Here is a 16,140-nt window from a genome sequence, read left to right on the forward strand (position 1 = left end):
TGGATGGTCTTCAGCACGTACGATTTAATCAACGTAATCTGTTTGATTTGTTCAATGAGTTTGGGTCGTCGTTTAGAATTCCACTTTTCCCGATTCGAGTCATTCAACCTCATTTCTTTGTTCATTGCGCCTTCCTCAATATTTGCTTGACAATTCATCCCTGATTAAACAGAATTTCAGTCTCTCCTCCTGCAGACGGTTACCGGTTTGTATAACTGACCCCTCGTAAATCACAAAATAATGCACGCGGTTTGTACGATCACACGATTAACCGGGGCTAACGCCCTGCGGCTAATGATTTCTAATGCCTGACGTCTAATATGGTGGGGTAGTGATGCATGATCAACCGCTGGCTTATTTCATTACGTTTACTGTTTACGGCACCTTCCTGCAGGGAGACCTGCGGTTGTGGCGGTCTCGTGGCAAAGGTTCTCAGCCTGCTCAACCGTTACTGGAACATTGGCACCGTGATCAACTCAAGCACGACATCATTCTGCTTAACGCAGATCAACGCTCCGCAGTGGAAAACGAAACAGCACGCCTGTGCGAATTTCGTGAATGGAAACTCTGGACAGTCAACGCCCGCAGTAATCACGTCCACGTTATTGTTTCCGTTTCAGCACAGGCTGGTGCCAAGGTCCGAGATCAAATCAAAGCCAACTGCACACGAGTTCTGAGACAAGGCTGGCCTGTGTTCCAGGATCGCCCCGTCTGGACCGTCGGCGGCGACTGGCAATGCATCAATTCCGAAAACGAACTGGAACAGGTCATCCTGTATTCGTCAGAAGCCCAAGACCGAAAAGCCAGAGACTCCCAATAACAATTAGCAAAATTAGCCGCAGGGCGTTAGCCCCGGTTATCGTCGATTGGTAATAGGGCGGCCCTCACGTATAAAATGACCGAACAGGCAGTAGACTAATAATTCTCAATCGAATAGGGACCACTCTATGAAACGCGATAGGAGTCTGCTCCGTGAACTGGCTTTTGTTTTAAGAGAGCGATTGCGCGCTGCCTTAACCAGACGCCTGATAGCATTTCTAATTTTGATAGTCTTTTAGTCATCATTGTCCAACCGGGGCTAACGCCCTGCGGCTAATGGTCTCTCACTGACATTGTCCTGATAACATCGTCAGTCTGTCCTCTTTACATCCAGCTACATCGAATTACCGGCGATCCAGGCTGTGGTCCAGGCGTTTTGGAAGTTGAAGCCGCCGGTGATGCCGTCGATGTCCAGGATTTCTCCGGCGAAATAGAGGCCGGGGCAGATGCGGCTTTCCATCGTGCGGAAATCGACTTCTTTCAGGTCCACGCCACCACAGGTCACGAACTCTTCTTTAAAAACGCCTTTCCCTGCCACCTGGAATTCGCCGGCGGATAATTCTGTTACAAGCGCCTGCGTTGCCTTTTTGGAAAGTTCCGCCCAGCGAACGGGTTGCGGGCCGACGGCGTGATCGACAAGCGATTTCCATAATCGTTTTGGTAACGGCCAGGGGGACGCAACATCGACTGTTTTTTTGGGATGTGCTGCTTTGAATGAATTCAGTTGCGCGCGAATCTGGTCGGCACTGGACCCCGCCAGCCAGTTGATGCGGAGTGTGGCGTTGTAATTCGCATCGTGCAATTCCCGGGCCGCCCACGCGGAGAGTTTCAACACCGCAGGACCACTCAGCCCCCAATGCGTCACGAGGATCGGTCCCGACTGGCTGAAGGTCTTCGTGTCGGTGACTAACTGAAAATCCACGTGTTCCACCGCCACGCCTGGTAAGTCTTTGATCCGTGGATCGTCTACTTTGAATGTGAACAACGAAGGGACCGGTGGAACGATTTGATGCCCGAGGGCACTCATCAATTCGAAACCGGCGCGGCTGCCGCCGGTCGCCAGGAGAATGCGGTCCGCCTGCATTGTTTCACCCGATTGCAGTGTGACGATGAAGTCCGAGTCTGTTTTCTGAATCGACGACACGTTGGCGCGAAGACGAATCACCACTCCCGCGTCCTCTGCCGCGCCTTGCAGACAATCGACAATAGTCGCTGAATCATCGGTCGTGGGAAACATGCGGCCGTCCGGCTCGGTTTTGGTCTGAACGCCGCGCGACTCAAACCAGCTGATGGTGTCGGTCGGTTGAAACCTGCTGAAAGGACCACGCAGGGCTTTCCCGCCTCGCGGGTAGCTGTTGACCAGCTCGCGGGGTTCAAAGCAACTGTGCGTCAGATTGCAGCGACCTCCGCCGGAGACGCGTACCTTCGCCAATACGGATGAGGCCGCTTCGAGGATCGTCACCGCATGTCCGTTTTCGGCAGCTGCAATCGCCCCGAAGAATCCTGCAGCGCCGCCGCCGATCACGATCACTTTCAAATTTACTCGCCTCGACTGAACCGGGTGAAATCGCACACTCTTTAACTAACGTCCTCTGGTCATACCATAAACTGAACAGAGTGAGTCTAGCAATTCATCCCGCTGATTTCACTCGTGCGGCTTTGCTGTTTCGGGCTTTCATGTGAATCGTCGTTATGCGGGACGCGCGATCCGGAACAGACATTCCTTACCCAGGTAGTATTTATCAATGCGAATGGCCCCTACCCAAGTACGTCCAACCGGGGCTAACGCCCTGCGGCTCATTGGTCTTTTCTGCGGTCATCGTCTTGGAAACAAGGGTGGCGCGAGACTGTCGATCATGGGAGATTCCTCTATCCTGACGCTGTAGAACTCGAAATCATGCTGAAAGCTAATCAATCAACACGACCGTGTCTGTTCCACAAAAAAAGGCCTCCCGATAGTGGGAGGCCGTTTTTGGTTGTCTTTTTGTGGGGCAGGATTCTCAGGCAAATTCAGGACGGCGGCGTCCCAGTTGTTCTTTCAAGCGGTTGACGATGCTGGAGTGCATCTGGCTGACGCGAGATTCTGACAAGCCCAATGTGCTGCCGATCTCTTTCATGGTCAGTTCTTCATAATAATAAAGAATGATAATCAGACGCTCGTTCCGATTCAGACCTTTGGTGACCAGGCGCATCAGATCCCGTTTCTGGATGCTTTTCGTGGGATCTTCCCCTTTGGCATCTTCCAGAACATCCACTTCACGGACATCTTTGTAGCTGTCGGTTTCGTACCATTTTTTATTCAGGCTCACCAGCCCGACTGCATTGGCTTCGTTTTTGAGCTTATCAAACTCTTTACGGGACAATTGCATTTTGCGTGCAATTTCTTCGTCGGCAGGGGGGCGACCGAATTCTGCTTCTGCCGATTTTCGGGCGGCTTCCAGCTTACTGGCTTTGCTGCGAACCAGGCGAGGCACCCAGTCCATCGTGCGCAGTTCGTCCAGCATGGCTCCACGAATACGGGGAACGCAGTAAGTCTCAAATTTGACTCCCCGTTCCAGATCGAATGCATTAATTGCATCCATCAACCCAAACACACCAGCCGAAATCAAATCATTTAAATCTACCCCTTCGGGTAATTTGGACCAGACTCGTTCCGCATTATAACGAACCAAGGGAACGTATTGCTCGATTAGTTTGTTACGCAACGACTGGTCGGATTGATCCTGCTTGAATACCTTCCAGATTTCTGCGATTTCTTCACTGGCTTTGATGGCCATTAATTCCTCCATGATCATCGTACAGTCGTTTCAATTGGCTAAATTGAAATGAATGACTGCTAAAACTTTTATATTTAATCGAGATTATTTTTCCACTTGTCAAAACTTGCTCGTGCTGATTCTTCAACCAGACGAGTGGCGACTTCTCCTAACACGAGGCCAAGACAAAAAAATATGACTGCAGCTACGAGTGCGGATTGAGTCGCGCCAATGAAATCAGCATGAGAGAAAATCCCTCGGACTGATTCAGTCGCAAAAGCGATTAGCGATAATCGAAATGCATAATGCAGGGCCACAGAATATTCCCGGATCGTGTTTGAAAAACTTTCAGAATGAATTTCACATCACTCCAAAGAGAACTTCGCTCCTCTATCTGTTTATATCGGCGTCCTGCTCCAGAATATTTAACCTTTCTCCTACAATTTGATTAATCGTTAAAACCTAACATTTCAAATTTTCTGCATGCGTAACGCGATCCGGCTGGAAAATCCTAAGTACGGGATTTACAAGCGGTTGAATTGCGTCATAACAGACCGGGGTCTGCATGCGAGTCAAAAATCAATTGTTAAGGATTTAGTAAGTGACGTGACTCAGGCTTGGGAAAGAACAGGAAACGAAAGAGAGAGATGAGAGAGTGTTTCCTGTGATTTTCTACCCTGTTACCTGAGTGTTATGCGGCTTCACCAAGCAATCGCTTCCAAAGTCGCGGAAAGTAAGACTCTTGTCTGCTTTTATTATCTTTTGTTTTATTCAGATCAATCAGATGATCGGCCAGACTGAAAATTGCTTCCGCTGCGGGGCAATTCGGATTGCTGAGCACAAACGGCTCGCGATCATAGACTGACTGAACCACATGACTATCGTGGGGAATCTGCCCGGCCTGATTCAAACCGGCGTGTAAAAAGAGTTCTGTTGTTTTTTTGAGTTGCTGAAATACATTCTTGGCTTGAGTGGAAGAGGTACACTGATTGACCAGGATCTGTATTTCCATTGAAGGAATTGAGGACAGAGATTTGATCGTGGCATACGCGTCTGCAATCGCCGTTGGTTCGGGAGTGGTCACGATCAGCACCTCATCGGCCGATGTCACAAACTGTCGGATGCTCCGATGAATGCCGGTGCCATTGTCCAGAATCAGATAATCGTGTGTCGCTTCAAGTTCCTGCATCTGCCCTAATACATCTTTGCGAACCGCTTCCGAACAGTCGGCCAGGTCAGTTAATCCGCTGGCCCCCGTCACCACATTAATTCCGTACGGGCCTTCCAGTTGAATTTCTTTCAGCGATCGGGCACCGCTGACGACATGCGACAGATTCCAATAACCGTTCAAACGGCACAGTAAATCGATATTGCCCAATGCCAGATTGACGTCCATCAGGCAGACAGATGCCCCGGATTGCGCCAGCGCCAAAGCCAGATTCAGGGAAATCACCGATTTGCCAACGCCCCCTTTTCCGCTGCAAAACGCAATGGTGCGACAGCCCGTCGTTTTACCTTTCTCGATGATGCCCGGCTGCCGTTTTTCCATCAAACCGCGCAGAACATTCGCCTGATCTCCCCGCGATGTGAGAGGCAGTATCGGATTTTCTGCTGCACTGGCTGCGGAAATTGCTTCCGCATGTCTGGCGATCCACTCGTTGACGGCTTGAGCCATCTGGCTTACCTTCCCGCTAATACTCGTGTCGAAGAAATATGGAAATGAATTATCGCAGAATTGTTCTGAAACTGAGTTTGCACAAACTCATCCTTATGTTAATCGGTCTTCTCCCAGAACCAGACGTGCCATCCGGGCCGCATTCGCCGGTTCAATATCATCGGGCACATCCTGACCGGTCGTCAGATAACGAATGGGCAGTTTTACATTCTGGCTTAATGTCAGCAGGCTGCCCATGACGGGGGCTTCATCCAGCTTGGTCAGAATCATGGATGTCGGTTTGGCTACCTGAAATCGTTTGGCAATGGCCTCCAGGCTTTTGGCGCTGGAGGTCATGCTCATGACCAGTGAAACTTCATCAATGGGAACTTCGCGAAACAGCCGTTCGAGTTCCTGAATTTTGAGATCGTCGCTGGGACTTCGTCCGGCTGTATCTATCAGGACCAGGTCCAGCCCTACCAGTTCATCCAGAGCCCGCTGCATTTCTTGAGGATTGCTGACTACTTTCATGGGCAGGTCGATAATTTCCGCGTAGGTCCGTAACTGTTCGACGGCGGCAATCCGATAGGTGTCGACGGTGACCAGCCCCATTTTGATGTTGTCGCGTAACCGGAAATTGGCAGCGAGCTTGGCGATGGTGGTGGTCTTACCAACGCCCGTGGGACCAACGAGTGCCACGACTTTGCGTTGACCGGGAACAGGACGAATCGGAGTGGCACACGCCAGTTGAGATTCAATTAACGCCGCCAGTAGCGCCTTGCTGGCTGTTGTGTCTTTCAGTTGTTCGGAAGTCGAATTCTGTTTGAGTTTCGTAATCAACTCATGGGCAATACCTTCATTCACTTCGGCATCGATCAGATTCGTATAGATTTGAAACAACTCAGCTGGCACATCTGTCGTGCGATGGGAACGGGTACGGCGATCCAGTGTTTCCAGCATCTCCTGAATGGCGTTGAGTTTTTCCGCAAATTCTTCTGTGGGATCAAAGGCTTTGTGTTCCGGCCTCATCGGTCGCGGAACTGCTTCAGAAACCCGTTGATCAAATCTTCGCTGTCTGGGAGGAGCAGAATATTCGGGCTGACTTACCGGTGCTGCCGGCTGCCGCGTGGGAGGGGCATCCCGATAGGCGGCCGCTGGTGAAGCAGTCGATTCAGCGTGACTATTTGCCGGTTGCAGGTTGGAAGCCCGGTGTCGCAGTGTACTGGCACCGGCAGAGGACGTGTTTTTCTGCACTGCAGCGGGAGTACGCACATTGATGCCCAATCCGGCCGTGATTTCGAATTCGTCTTTCGGTTTCGACCAGGGGAGCAGGCTTTTGCGGCCGGGAATCTGCTTGGTCTGCAGAATGACGGCATCGCCGCCCATTTCCTGACGAACCAGATTCAGTGCTTCCTGCATCGATGCGGCTTTAAAAGTGCGAACATCAGCCATGTGTCACGTTTCCTCTACTTGGACTTTTCAGTTTTATCTCGTTAAGTGTCTTGTATTTTCAATCACAGGTTTCAATTGTTTTTGTCTTTGTTTCGATTCATCACGCTGCTCCCACGACGGCGCCCGCTTGCATGTGATGGACTGAAATCTGGGCGATCGCTTCCACATCGGTATCGCGGGTAATTTCATTCAAAGACAAGACCACCAGACGTGGCAATACGGGAGAAGTAATCTGTTTCAAGCCAGCCCTGACTTGCGGATTGCATAAGACAATCGGATGTCCGCCCATTGCCACCAGTGGTTCGATCTGATCGGCAATCGCCTGCGTGACCATTTCTCCGGTCCGTGGTGCGAGTTTGATAATCAGACCATGCTCGTTGTAATCAATGCCCGCCATCAGCACGTCTTCGAGTTCGGGATCAAGGGTGACCACTCTCAACAGCCGTTTACTGTCGCGGTACTGCTGGCAGATCGAACGGGCCAGACCGTTGCGGACATACTCGGTCAAAATCATTGGTTCTTTGGTTCGGTCTGCATAATCGCCTAATGACTGCAGAATCGTTTCCAGATCGCGTATCGGCACGCGTTCCCTTAACAGGTTCGAAAGCACATGTTGTACCTGTGAAATTTTCAGTACGTCGGGAATCAGTTCTTCGACAACCTTGGGAGAGGTTTCCTTGAGATTTTCAATCAGTGCATGGACCTGTTCTCTGGTCAATAATTCGCTGCTGTGTTCGCGAACGACTTCCGTTAGATGTGTAATCACCACAGCCGACGGTTCGACGACATTGTAACCCATCAGTTCCGCACGTTCTTTCTGTCCGAGTTCAATCCATTTAGCAGGCCGTCCAAATGCCGGCTCTACTGTCTGGATCCCGGGAATCTCACCACTGGTGGCTCCCGTATCAATGGCCAGCAGCCCATCGGGATAAATCGTACCCCAGGCGACGGCAACATCGCGGATTTTAATCTGGTAGTCGCGTTGTCCCAGTCGAATATTGTCTCTGATGCGCACCTTGGGCAGAATGATGCCGAGTTCCTGAGCAATTTTGTGTCGGATGCGGGTCACGCGATCTAATAAATCGCCGCCCGTTGCCGGATCTGCCATTCGCAGTAATCCAACGCCCAGTTCCAGTTCGAGCGGATCTACAAACAGATGGTCTTCGGGTTTGGGTTCGGCCCGGGTCGGGGTCTGTTGTCGTGTTTCTTCTTTTTGTTTCAGCACGGCAGTGGCTTGCAGTCCTTTTTTACGCAATACTCCCGTTACGGTACAGCCGACGGCCAAGGCAATCATCGGTCCCGCAGGTAAACCCGTGAATGCGAGGGCAAACAGGAACGTTGATGCCAGGAACAACGCTTCGGGATGTCCCGAGAACTGTTTAACAACATCACGGGGCAGATTACTGTCGACCGAGGTGCGTGTCACAATCAAACCGGCTGCCAGTGAGATCAGGAACCCGGGAACCTGGGTGACCAGACCATCGCCAATCGTCAGTGTGGTAAAGACGGTGGCTGCTTTGGAAAGCTCCATACCATGATCGACCATGCCGACATACAAACCCCCCACGACGTTGATCAACGTAATGATGATACTGGCAATCGAGTCGCCGCGTACGAATTTACTGGCACCGTCCATCGAACCGTAGAAGTCGGCCTGTTCGGTCACTTCTTTGCGGCGGGCTTTGGCTTCTTCGGAACTGATCAGGCCGGCATTCAAGTCGGCGTCGATCGCCATCTGCTTACCGGGCATACTGTCTAATGCAAAACGGGCAGCCACTTCACTGATACGGGTTGCACCTTTGGTAATCACCATAAACTGAATCGTGACCAGAATCACAAAGATAATCAGACCAACTACCAACTGACCGCCGGCCACAAACTGACCGAAGGCTTCAATCACGCCCCCGGCTGCGGCCGTTCCGTCGGCGGCTCCGCGTGTTAAAATTAAACGGGTCGAGGCCACGTTCAGCACCAGTCGCGCCAGTGTCGTACCCAGCAGGATCGCCGGAAAGACGCTGAATTCCAGCGGGCGTTTGACGTAAATGGTTGTCATCAATATCACTACGGAAACCGTAATGTTACAGGACAATAAGAAGTCCATCACGAACGGAGGCAGAGGCGCAATGATGACCAGAACTGAACTCACTATGACTAGTGGGAAAATCAGCCCGGTATGGCGCATGATCGATCCGGATAGACCGGTGTTGGACTCCGGTGGCATCCATGCCTCCGCGATATATGGAAAAGGGAATGGGTAGATTTGGAAGAAAAGTAAAGAAGTGAAATATTAAGATTTTGAGATGTGTGAGAGAGAGGCGAGTGATAATGGAATCTTCAAAATCTGTCCAGAGGATTTCTTAATATTTCGTTCAAGTTTCTTTCAGTCTCAGCCGACCCCCCTGTTTCAAGCCAGCATTTTCCGAACGAGATGGGCTTCTTCTACGCCCGTTAAGCGGAAATCGAGACCCTGGTAAAAATAGGAAAGATCATGATGATCGATTCCCAACAGATGCAGCACCGTCGCATGAAAATCGCGGACATGGATCGTATCTTCCACCGTGTAGTATCCCAGTTCGTCGGTTTCACCTATTGTGACACCTGGTTTGGAACCGCCGCCGGCGACCCACATTGAGAAAGCGTCGATATGATGGTCGCGTCCGATCAGATCACGGGGTTCTCCCTGCGGAGTGCGTCCAAATTCTCCCCCCCAGATGACCAGCGTATCCTCTAATAATCCACGTTGTTTCAGATCTTTCACCAGAGCCGCACAAGCCTGATCGGTTTCGAGACAGCGCGCATCCAGCGCTTCTCCCAGATCGGTGCCTGTATTTCCATGATGGTCCCAGTCGGTGTGATACAGTTGAACGAAACGGGAGCCTTTTTCGACTAACCTTCGTGCCAGTAGACAGTTACGGGCGAATGAAGGCGTCGCGGGATCAACACCGTAAAGATCGAGGGTCTCTTTGGTCTCACCAGAAAGATCCATCAGTTCCGGCGCACTGGATTGCATACGGTAAGCCATTTCATAGGCGGCAATCCGGGTAGAGATTTCCGGATCGCGGGTTTTCTCCAGACGCCGTCCGTTGAGCTGATTTACGGTATTGATAAAGTCCGACTGCCGTTTCGCATCGATCCCGGCCGGGTTCGACAAATTCAAAATGGGATCGGCACCGTTGAGAAAGGGGACCCCCTGATAGGTAGTCGGCAAAAAACCACTGCCCCACAAAGGTGTCCCGCCGCGTGGCCCGCGGGGGCCTGACTGCAGGACCACAAAACCGGGCAGGTTCTGCGATTCACTGCCGATTCCGTAGGTGACCCAGGCTCCCATGCTGGGACGCCCGAACTGCTGCGTGCCGGTATTCATGAACAGTTTGGCGGGCCCGTGATTGAAGACATCGGTTTTCATGCTTTTCAGGATCGTAATATCATCGACGACGGTCGCAAGGTGCGGTATCACATCGGAGACCATTGCCCCCGATTCGCCATGCTGTTTGAACTTACGGCGCGTCCCCAGCAGTTTGGCGTCTTTTTTCAGAAACGCAAACTGTTTGCCTTCGACATACGATTCCGGAATGACATCGCCTTCCAACTCCTGCAGTTTCGGTTTGAAGTCAAACATCTCCAGCTGACTGGGTCCACCCGCCATAAACAGATAGATGACGTTTTTCGCTTTGGGACGATGGTGCGTTTTCCCCAGTGCAGAAGTGCCCGCCTGTGCCTGCTTTTCAGACTGCATCAAGGCAGCCAGCCCGATTGCACCGGCACCCACGCCGCAATTCTCGAAAAAGTGGCGTCGTGTCTGATCGCGTAATAGCCGGTCGTTGAAACTCATCCGATTCTCCCTGAATGCTACGTTTTTTATCAACGGCATCCACTTTGAGGCATTTGTTATTCGCGTGTGATAAACTCATCCAGATTCATTAAGACGCGCGCCACTGCCGTCCAACTGGCGGCTTCCGCGACGTCGGTCTTTTCCGGTAACTTCTTTGCCGCGACCTGTGCGGCTTCCTGGGGCGATTTTTTAAAATGGGCGCGCTGTTCTGTCAGATAACGGGTCAGCACTTCCAGTTCATGATCGTCGGGGGTTCGGGACAGACAGATTTGAAACGCCTGCCGCAGTCGGCCTTCATCATAATCGGGGCCTTCCTCCAGAATCCGCAGGGCAAAACCCTGTATCAGTTCAAACAAAGAATGATCATTGGCCAGCGTAAGCGCCTGCAGAGGAGTATTCGAACGGACGCGGCGGGTACACGTCGTATTGCTGTTGGGCGCATCGAAGGTCGGTAGCATCGGATACGGGCTCGAGCGCCAGAAATACGTATACATGCCGCGGCGGTAACGGTTTTCGCCTGTCTCTTCAGGCCATTCTTTTTTATTCTGAGTGAGAACATAAATACCTTCCGGCTGCGGTGGATAAACACTCGGGCCGCCAATATTTCGCGTTAACAAACCACTGCAGGCGAGGAAGATATCCCGGATCGATTCGGCTTCCATGCGAAACCGATTCTGACGCGAGAGCAACAAATTCCGCGGGTCCTGTTCCTGATTCGCAGGATCAAAGTCCGACGCCTGCCGATATGAGGCTGAGGTCACCATCAGTCGGTGCAGTTGTTTCGTGTCCCAGCCAACGCGCATAAACTCGGAGGCCAGCCAGTCCAGCAGTTCCGGGTTGGTTGGCTCAGTTCCCTGCGTTCCGAAATCGTTCTCGGTTTCCACGATGCCTTTGCCGAAGAAGCGTTGCCAATAACGGTTCACGGTCACACGAGCCGTTAACGGCTGCTCCGGGCTGGTCAGCCAGTTTGCAAAATCGAGGCGCGTCGGTGATTTCACCGCGGGAGGCATTGGCGGCAAGACTTCGGGAACGCCGGGACTCACGCGTGCGCCGGGTGCCAGAAAGTTACCCCGCAAGAGTATAAACGTTTCGCGCGGCTCAGGAAGTTCCTTCATCACCATCGTTGTGACAATGTTCTGATTCAGTTTCGTCTGTTCTGCTTTATGTTTTACCAGTTGCTGATCCAGATCGGACCATTGTACGTCCGACTGATAGAAGGCCTGCTCTAAAGTCGTTTTCTGTTTCGCATCCCATTTTTCTTCAGGCTGCTTGAGGATGGCGATGATCTCAGGATCGAGATTCAAAACTCTCGGATTCACAGTGGTCGTCGATAATCGGAATCGGCCGACATTGTATTTTGAATCGCGGGTCTGCGTTAATGTGACCCGCAACTTCATCGGCTCGGCTGACTCCAGTGGCGCTTTCAATTTGATAATGGCACGGCGATTGACATTCATCTTGCCTTGTTTCACGTTGATCGCCCAGCCGGTTTTCAGATCACCGTCAATCAGATGACTGGCCGGAAACTTCTCCTGAGAATGGTCGGCTGTTGCGAACGCCAGACCCACCGGTTCAAACTTCGACCAGTTTTCTTTGGTCTGTCGAGAGACTTCGACGCTGACTTCATCCAGCACAAAATTTCCATTGCCGGCCCAGCCGGGGCCCAGTTTAGGAAGGCTCTCATGCGTGAGCACTTCCAGACGCAGCCCGGTCGTGCCGGAAGGAATGTTTACCGTTTCGACGAGATAGGTGTCATTGTTGGGAATCGTTCCACCGACCAGCAGCGAATGATCTTCCTGTACCGTGATCGTGGCTCCATTAACCGATTTTGCATTTTGTGATGGCAGAATCGACCACTGTTTGTCTGAGTTCTGCAGACTTAGCCGGAGGGTCTGCTTCCACGATTCGAATTCCGGTTCCAGCAATTTTTTGCGTTCGGCCCGTTGTTTCTCAAAATCCGCGATTTCTTTTTTAAGCTCTGCCTGCTGCGTTTTCTGCTCGGCGGTTGGCAGCGGTAATGTTGGTGGCGCGCTGTTAATATCAGCCGTACTGTTGAAAATCGCATAGAGCTGATAGAAGTCCCGCTGCGTCAGGGGATCGTATTTATGTTTATGACACTGCGCACAGCCCACGGTCAAACCAAGGAACGCGGCTCCGGTCGTATTCACCCGGTCGACGACCGCTTCCACACGGAACTGTTCCGGATTGGTGCCCCCTTCCTGGTTGATCAACGTATTGCGATGAAAGCCCGTCGCGATCAACTGATCGGTGGTCGGTTTCGGCAGTAGATCGCCGGCCAACTGCTCTTTGACAAATTGATCGAAGGGCATGTTCTCATTGATGGCCTTGATTACCCAGTCACGGTATTTCCAGATCGAACGCGGACCATCAATCGTAAAACCGTTCGAATCGGCGTAACGGGCCACGTCCAGCCAGTGTCGGGCCCAGCGTTCTCCATAATGAGGTGAAGCCAGCAGTTGATCTACGAGCCGCTCATAAGCGTCCGGTCGCGTGTCCGCCTGAAACTGCTGCACCTCTTCTACAGAGGGAGTCAGTCCTGTTAAGTCCAGACTTAAACGACGAATCAACGTGCTGCGATCTGCTTCGGCTGAAGGTTTTAATTTGTTCTGTTCCAGCCGGCTCAAAATGAACGCATCGATGGGGTTTCTGATCCACGCCTGCTGTTGCACCGTCGGTTGTTCCGGACGCCTGATGGGTTGAAAGGCCCAGTGGTCTGATTTCGCCTGAGACGTTTTCAGCGTCTGTTCTGCGTCCGGAATCTTGCCCCCCTGATCGATCCATTGCTGGATGAGCGAAATTTCCGCTGGCTTCAACGGAGGCAGATCGTGCGGCATGCGGGGAATTTTTCCCTGTCCCGACAGACTGAGAAAGAGCGGGCTTTCCGCACTCTTCCCGGGTATCACCGCCGGTCCCCGGTCTCCCCCCTTGAGAATATTGGCGCCGTGATCCAGACGCAATCCGGATTCTTCCGCAGCCTGAGAGTGACAGTCGTAACAATGCTGTTTTAATAGAGGACGAATCTGTTTTTCAAAATCGATGTCCGATTTTTTCTCAACTTGTTTCTCAACCGCGAGACCTGTCTGAAACATGACCAGCAGGGTGAAGACAGCGGTTGTCACACGTCTTAACAAATTCTGCATGAGTAAACCTGAATCAATAATGAACCGAGTTGGTGAGATCGCCCGTCAGTATCGTCTCCCCGGGTTACGATGCCTGAAAACTCGATTGCTGGAGAAGCATGGAAGGCCGTGCGTTTTTAAAGTAGACTAATTATCAGATTACCAGCGGGCACGGCGGATTGCAAGTTTTTGTTGAAGAGACCGGGGTAAAACCGGCTGATTGCAGCCCGGAAAGCGCCCGGAACGTCAGGCTTACTCGCCTTCAATCCGCAAGGCAGAGATCTGTACCTGGTCTGCGAGGGTCAGGAAGCTTAAAAAGCATTCTTTGCCCGACTGTTGTGCAGGCTGCGCACAGGTCAGAACGCGGCGTCCGCCGACACTGATCACAAAACGATTTCCCGTGCCGACAAAGCGGATGAGCACCGATTCCGGCTCGGGGCGGGAAAGATCCAGCTTCACCTGTTTCAGTTCTTTCGTCGCTTCCTGCACCGCCGCGGAAACACTGACCGCGTCATTTTGAAACTGGATCGAACTGACAATCAGGACCTTATCCGGATTCGCCGGATCTCTCGTAAGCAACTGGAGTGCAAACGCAGGAAACTTCTGTTCCACCTCGACACGAAAACTGACACTGATTTTGTGATACGGACGCAAAAATGTCGCCGCGGAAATCTGATCTGCAGATGAAGTCATTCCCGTTTCGGTGAATTGCCAGCCTTTGCTTTTCCAGAACAGCCGGTAAAACGGGTTTTGCCAACTCGTGGATTCGAGTTCGCCTTCTTTGACCGTTTTTACATCGGGCAACAACGGCTGTCGATTCGCCGTTTGTGTGAGCACCATTTCCGTATGCGGTGTTGCCTGTGCCAGCGCCGTATTCGGAATCTCTGTGTCCGCAAGCGACTCCTCCGATTGAGCCGTCGTATTTTCCGATTGCGAAACCGCTTTCAAATTGTTGCTTCCCGTCTGTGCGGACAACGATTCGCGATTCGATTTCGTACTTTGAATCTTATAAATCAGCAGGGCCGAGACCAGAACAATAAATACAGCCAGTACGATTCCCGGACTGATTCGTTTCACGATTCGAGTTTCGCGTCCTGATTCCTCTGTCCTGATTTCATCTGTCATGATTTCATCTGTCCCGATTTATCGTGACGCCCGACTTTCCGTGACGATTGACACCATTCCTGAAAACGAGTGCCCAACGATTGTTCCAGGTAAAACGACTCAATTCCAAACTGACTTTTGAGTGACTCATACTGCTGTACTGTATTCTGTAAATCCGTCTGACTCAATTCCGATTTCCGTCTGACTGCTTTGATCAGAATATTTTTAGGAGTATGTTCCGTATCGATGAATTCTACAACCTGCGTTCGATATCCGCAAATTTCCAGAACCTGTGCCCGTAATGCATCGGTCACCAGTGCTGCCACTTTCTCTTTCAGAATTCCATGCTGCAGCAATGCCTGGAGTGGTTCGCTGGCGATTTGCTGAAAGATTTCATGCTGGCAGCAGGGAACCGCCATGATCACGGATGCCTCTGCCTGAATCGCAGATGTTATCGCGGCATCGGTGGCGGTATCGCAGGCATGCAACGAGATCGAGAGATCACATTTGCTGGAAACGGCATTGAATTCGGAAATATCGCCGGTCTTGAAACGCAGCCCGCGGCACTGCAGCCCGTCGGCGATGCTCTGACAATGTTCAACGACGGACTGTTTCAGATCGAGGCCCGTAATATTCACTTCGCGCTGTAACACTTCTGTCAATAAATAATGCGTCGCAAAGGTGAGATAACTTTTACCGCAACCAAAATCCAGAATATTGAGTGCGCCTGTCGCAGGCAGGGCGGGCACAATATCGCTGATGAATTCCAGATAACGGTTGATCTGTCGAAACTTGCGGTATTGAGCCGCTTTCACTTTTCCCGTGCGCGTCATCACGCCGATCGCTTCCAGAAAAGGACAGGGAGTTCCTTCGGGAATCAGATACTGTTTGGCGCGATCATGCGACTCAATCTGCAGAGGTTGTGCTTTGGTCGGCGCCTGCTTTTTCAGTCGCACTGCACCCTGATTCGTTTTTTGAAAATGATAATCGGCCAGTTGCGTATAAAGATAACCTTCGCGAAAATGATCCGACCAGAGTTCCGCGATGCGTTGCATAGTCTCGGCGGGATTCAGATTCTCATGGACCTCCTGTTGTCCTCGAGACAGAGCCACCTGAAAATGGGGTTTCCCTTTGATTGAGACAGGCCGCAACGAAACTTTGCGCCAGGCCGACGAATTTTTCTCGACGGGTTTACTCAACACCAGTTGAATACAGGCCCCCTCATTGAGCGCCTGCGCGACGATGTCGGGTAATGTTGACTCAAGATGTGAAGGTTGTTGTTTCATCAAAGCGGATTTGATCCTGTGTATGATTTTGAATGTCGCGACTGCGATCCGCGTAATGTGCCAGGCCCACCAGTAGGGGAATCGAGATGATCTGACC

General features: G+C 51.6%; 10 protein-coding genes. 1 reads left to right on the plus strand and 9 read right to left on the minus strand.

Annotated features, from left to right (window positions below):
• The first annotated feature begins 334 nt into the window (after positions 1–334).
• Positions 335–820 carry a transposase gene (locus tag Q0294_RS09660; protein WP_299464004.1) on the plus strand — a complete coding sequence of 162 codons (486 nt, stop codon included), beginning with the start codon at positions 335–337 and terminating at the stop codon, positions 818–820.
• A gap of 333 nt (positions 821–1,153) precedes the next feature.
• Here Q0294_RS09660 and Q0294_RS09665 read toward each other — a convergent pair whose 3' ends face one another.
• From Q0294_RS09665 to Q0294_RS09705, 9 genes are all read right to left on the minus strand, one after another.
• Positions 1,154–2,356 carry an NAD(P)/FAD-dependent oxidoreductase gene (locus tag Q0294_RS09665; protein ID WP_366917948.1) on the minus strand — a complete coding sequence of 401 codons (1,203 nt, stop codon included), beginning with the start codon at positions 2,354–2,356 and terminating at the stop codon, positions 1,154–1,156.
• A 463-nt stretch (positions 2,357–2,819) separates the two neighbouring features.
• Positions 2,820–3,596, minus strand: a complete 777-nt coding sequence (locus tag Q0294_RS09670) for a FliA/WhiG family RNA polymerase sigma factor (protein ID WP_299464007.1) — start codon at positions 3,594–3,596, stop codon at positions 2,820–2,822.
• Positions 3,597–4,266: 670 nt separating this feature from the next.
• Positions 4,267–5,250, minus strand: coding sequence for a P-loop NTPase (locus Q0294_RS09675; RefSeq protein WP_299464010.1), 984 nt, complete (start codon positions 5,248–5,250; stop codon positions 4,267–4,269).
• A gap of 93 nt (positions 5,251–5,343) precedes the next feature.
• The gene (gene flhF, locus Q0294_RS09680) at positions 5,344–6,681 is read right to left on the minus strand and encodes a flagellar biosynthesis protein FlhF (protein WP_299464013.1); all 1,338 of its coding nucleotides are present in this window, start codon (positions 6,679–6,681) and stop codon (positions 5,344–5,346) included.
• A gap of 100 nt (positions 6,682–6,781) precedes the next feature.
• The gene (flhA, locus tag Q0294_RS09685; RefSeq protein WP_299464015.1) at positions 6,782–8,902 is read right to left on the minus strand and encodes a flagellar biosynthesis protein FlhA; all 2,121 of its coding nucleotides are present in this window, start codon (positions 8,900–8,902) and stop codon (positions 6,782–6,784) included.
• 183 nt (positions 8,903–9,085) lie between these two features.
• On the minus strand, positions 9,086–10,513 hold the full coding sequence (locus tag Q0294_RS09690; protein ID WP_299464018.1) for a DUF1501 domain-containing protein: 1,428 nt from the start codon (positions 10,511–10,513) through the stop codon (positions 9,086–9,088).
• Between the two features lie 56 nt (positions 10,514–10,569).
• Entirely contained in the window at positions 10,570–13,674 is a 3,105-nt protein-coding gene (locus tag Q0294_RS09695) for a PSD1 and planctomycete cytochrome C domain-containing protein (RefSeq protein WP_299464021.1), read from the minus strand.
• A gap of 231 nt (positions 13,675–13,905) precedes the next feature.
• Positions 13,906–14,730 carry a hypothetical protein gene (locus tag Q0294_RS09700; protein ID WP_299464024.1) on the minus strand — a complete coding sequence of 275 codons (825 nt, stop codon included), beginning with the start codon at positions 14,728–14,730 and terminating at the stop codon, positions 13,906–13,908.
• Positions 14,731–14,774: 44 nt separating this feature from the next.
• Entirely contained in the window at positions 14,775–16,043 is a 1,269-nt protein-coding gene (locus Q0294_RS09705; RefSeq protein WP_299464026.1) for an SAM-dependent methyltransferase, read from the minus strand.
• Positions 16,044–16,140 lie beyond the last annotated feature (97 nt).

Source organism: uncultured Gimesia sp. (assembly GCF_937919775.1).
Taxonomy (GTDB): Bacteria; Planctomycetota; Planctomycetia; order Planctomycetales; family Planctomycetaceae; genus Gimesia.

Bases quoted from the DNA above. Each gene is read 5' to 3' on its own strand.
- Q0294_RS09705 (WP_299464026.1), bottom strand. From the start codon at position 16,043: ATGAAACAACAACCTTCACATCTTGAGTCAACATTACCCGACATCGTC.
- Q0294_RS09660 (WP_299464004.1), top strand. From the start codon at position 335: ATGCATGATCAACCGCTGGCTTATTTCATTACGTTTACTGTTTACGGC.
- Q0294_RS09670 (WP_299464007.1), bottom strand. From the start codon at position 3,596: ATGGCCATCAAAGCCAGTGAAGAAATCGCAGAAATCTGGAAGGTATTC.
- Q0294_RS09695 (WP_299464021.1), bottom strand. From the start codon at position 13,674: ATGCAGAATTTGTTAAGACGTGTGACAACCGCTGTCTTCACCCTGCTG.
- flhA (WP_299464015.1), bottom strand. From the start codon at position 8,902: ATGCCACCGGAGTCCAACACCGGTCTATCCGGATCGATCATGCGCCAT.
- Q0294_RS09690 (WP_299464018.1), bottom strand. From the start codon at position 10,513: ATGAGTTTCAACGACCGGCTATTACGCGATCAGACACGACGCCACTTT.
- Q0294_RS09675 (WP_299464010.1), bottom strand. From the start codon at position 5,250: ATGGCTCAAGCCGTCAACGAGTGGATCGCCAGACATGCGGAAGCAATT.
- flhF (WP_299464013.1), bottom strand. From the start codon at position 6,681: ATGGCTGATGTTCGCACTTTTAAAGCCGCATCGATGCAGGAAGCACTG.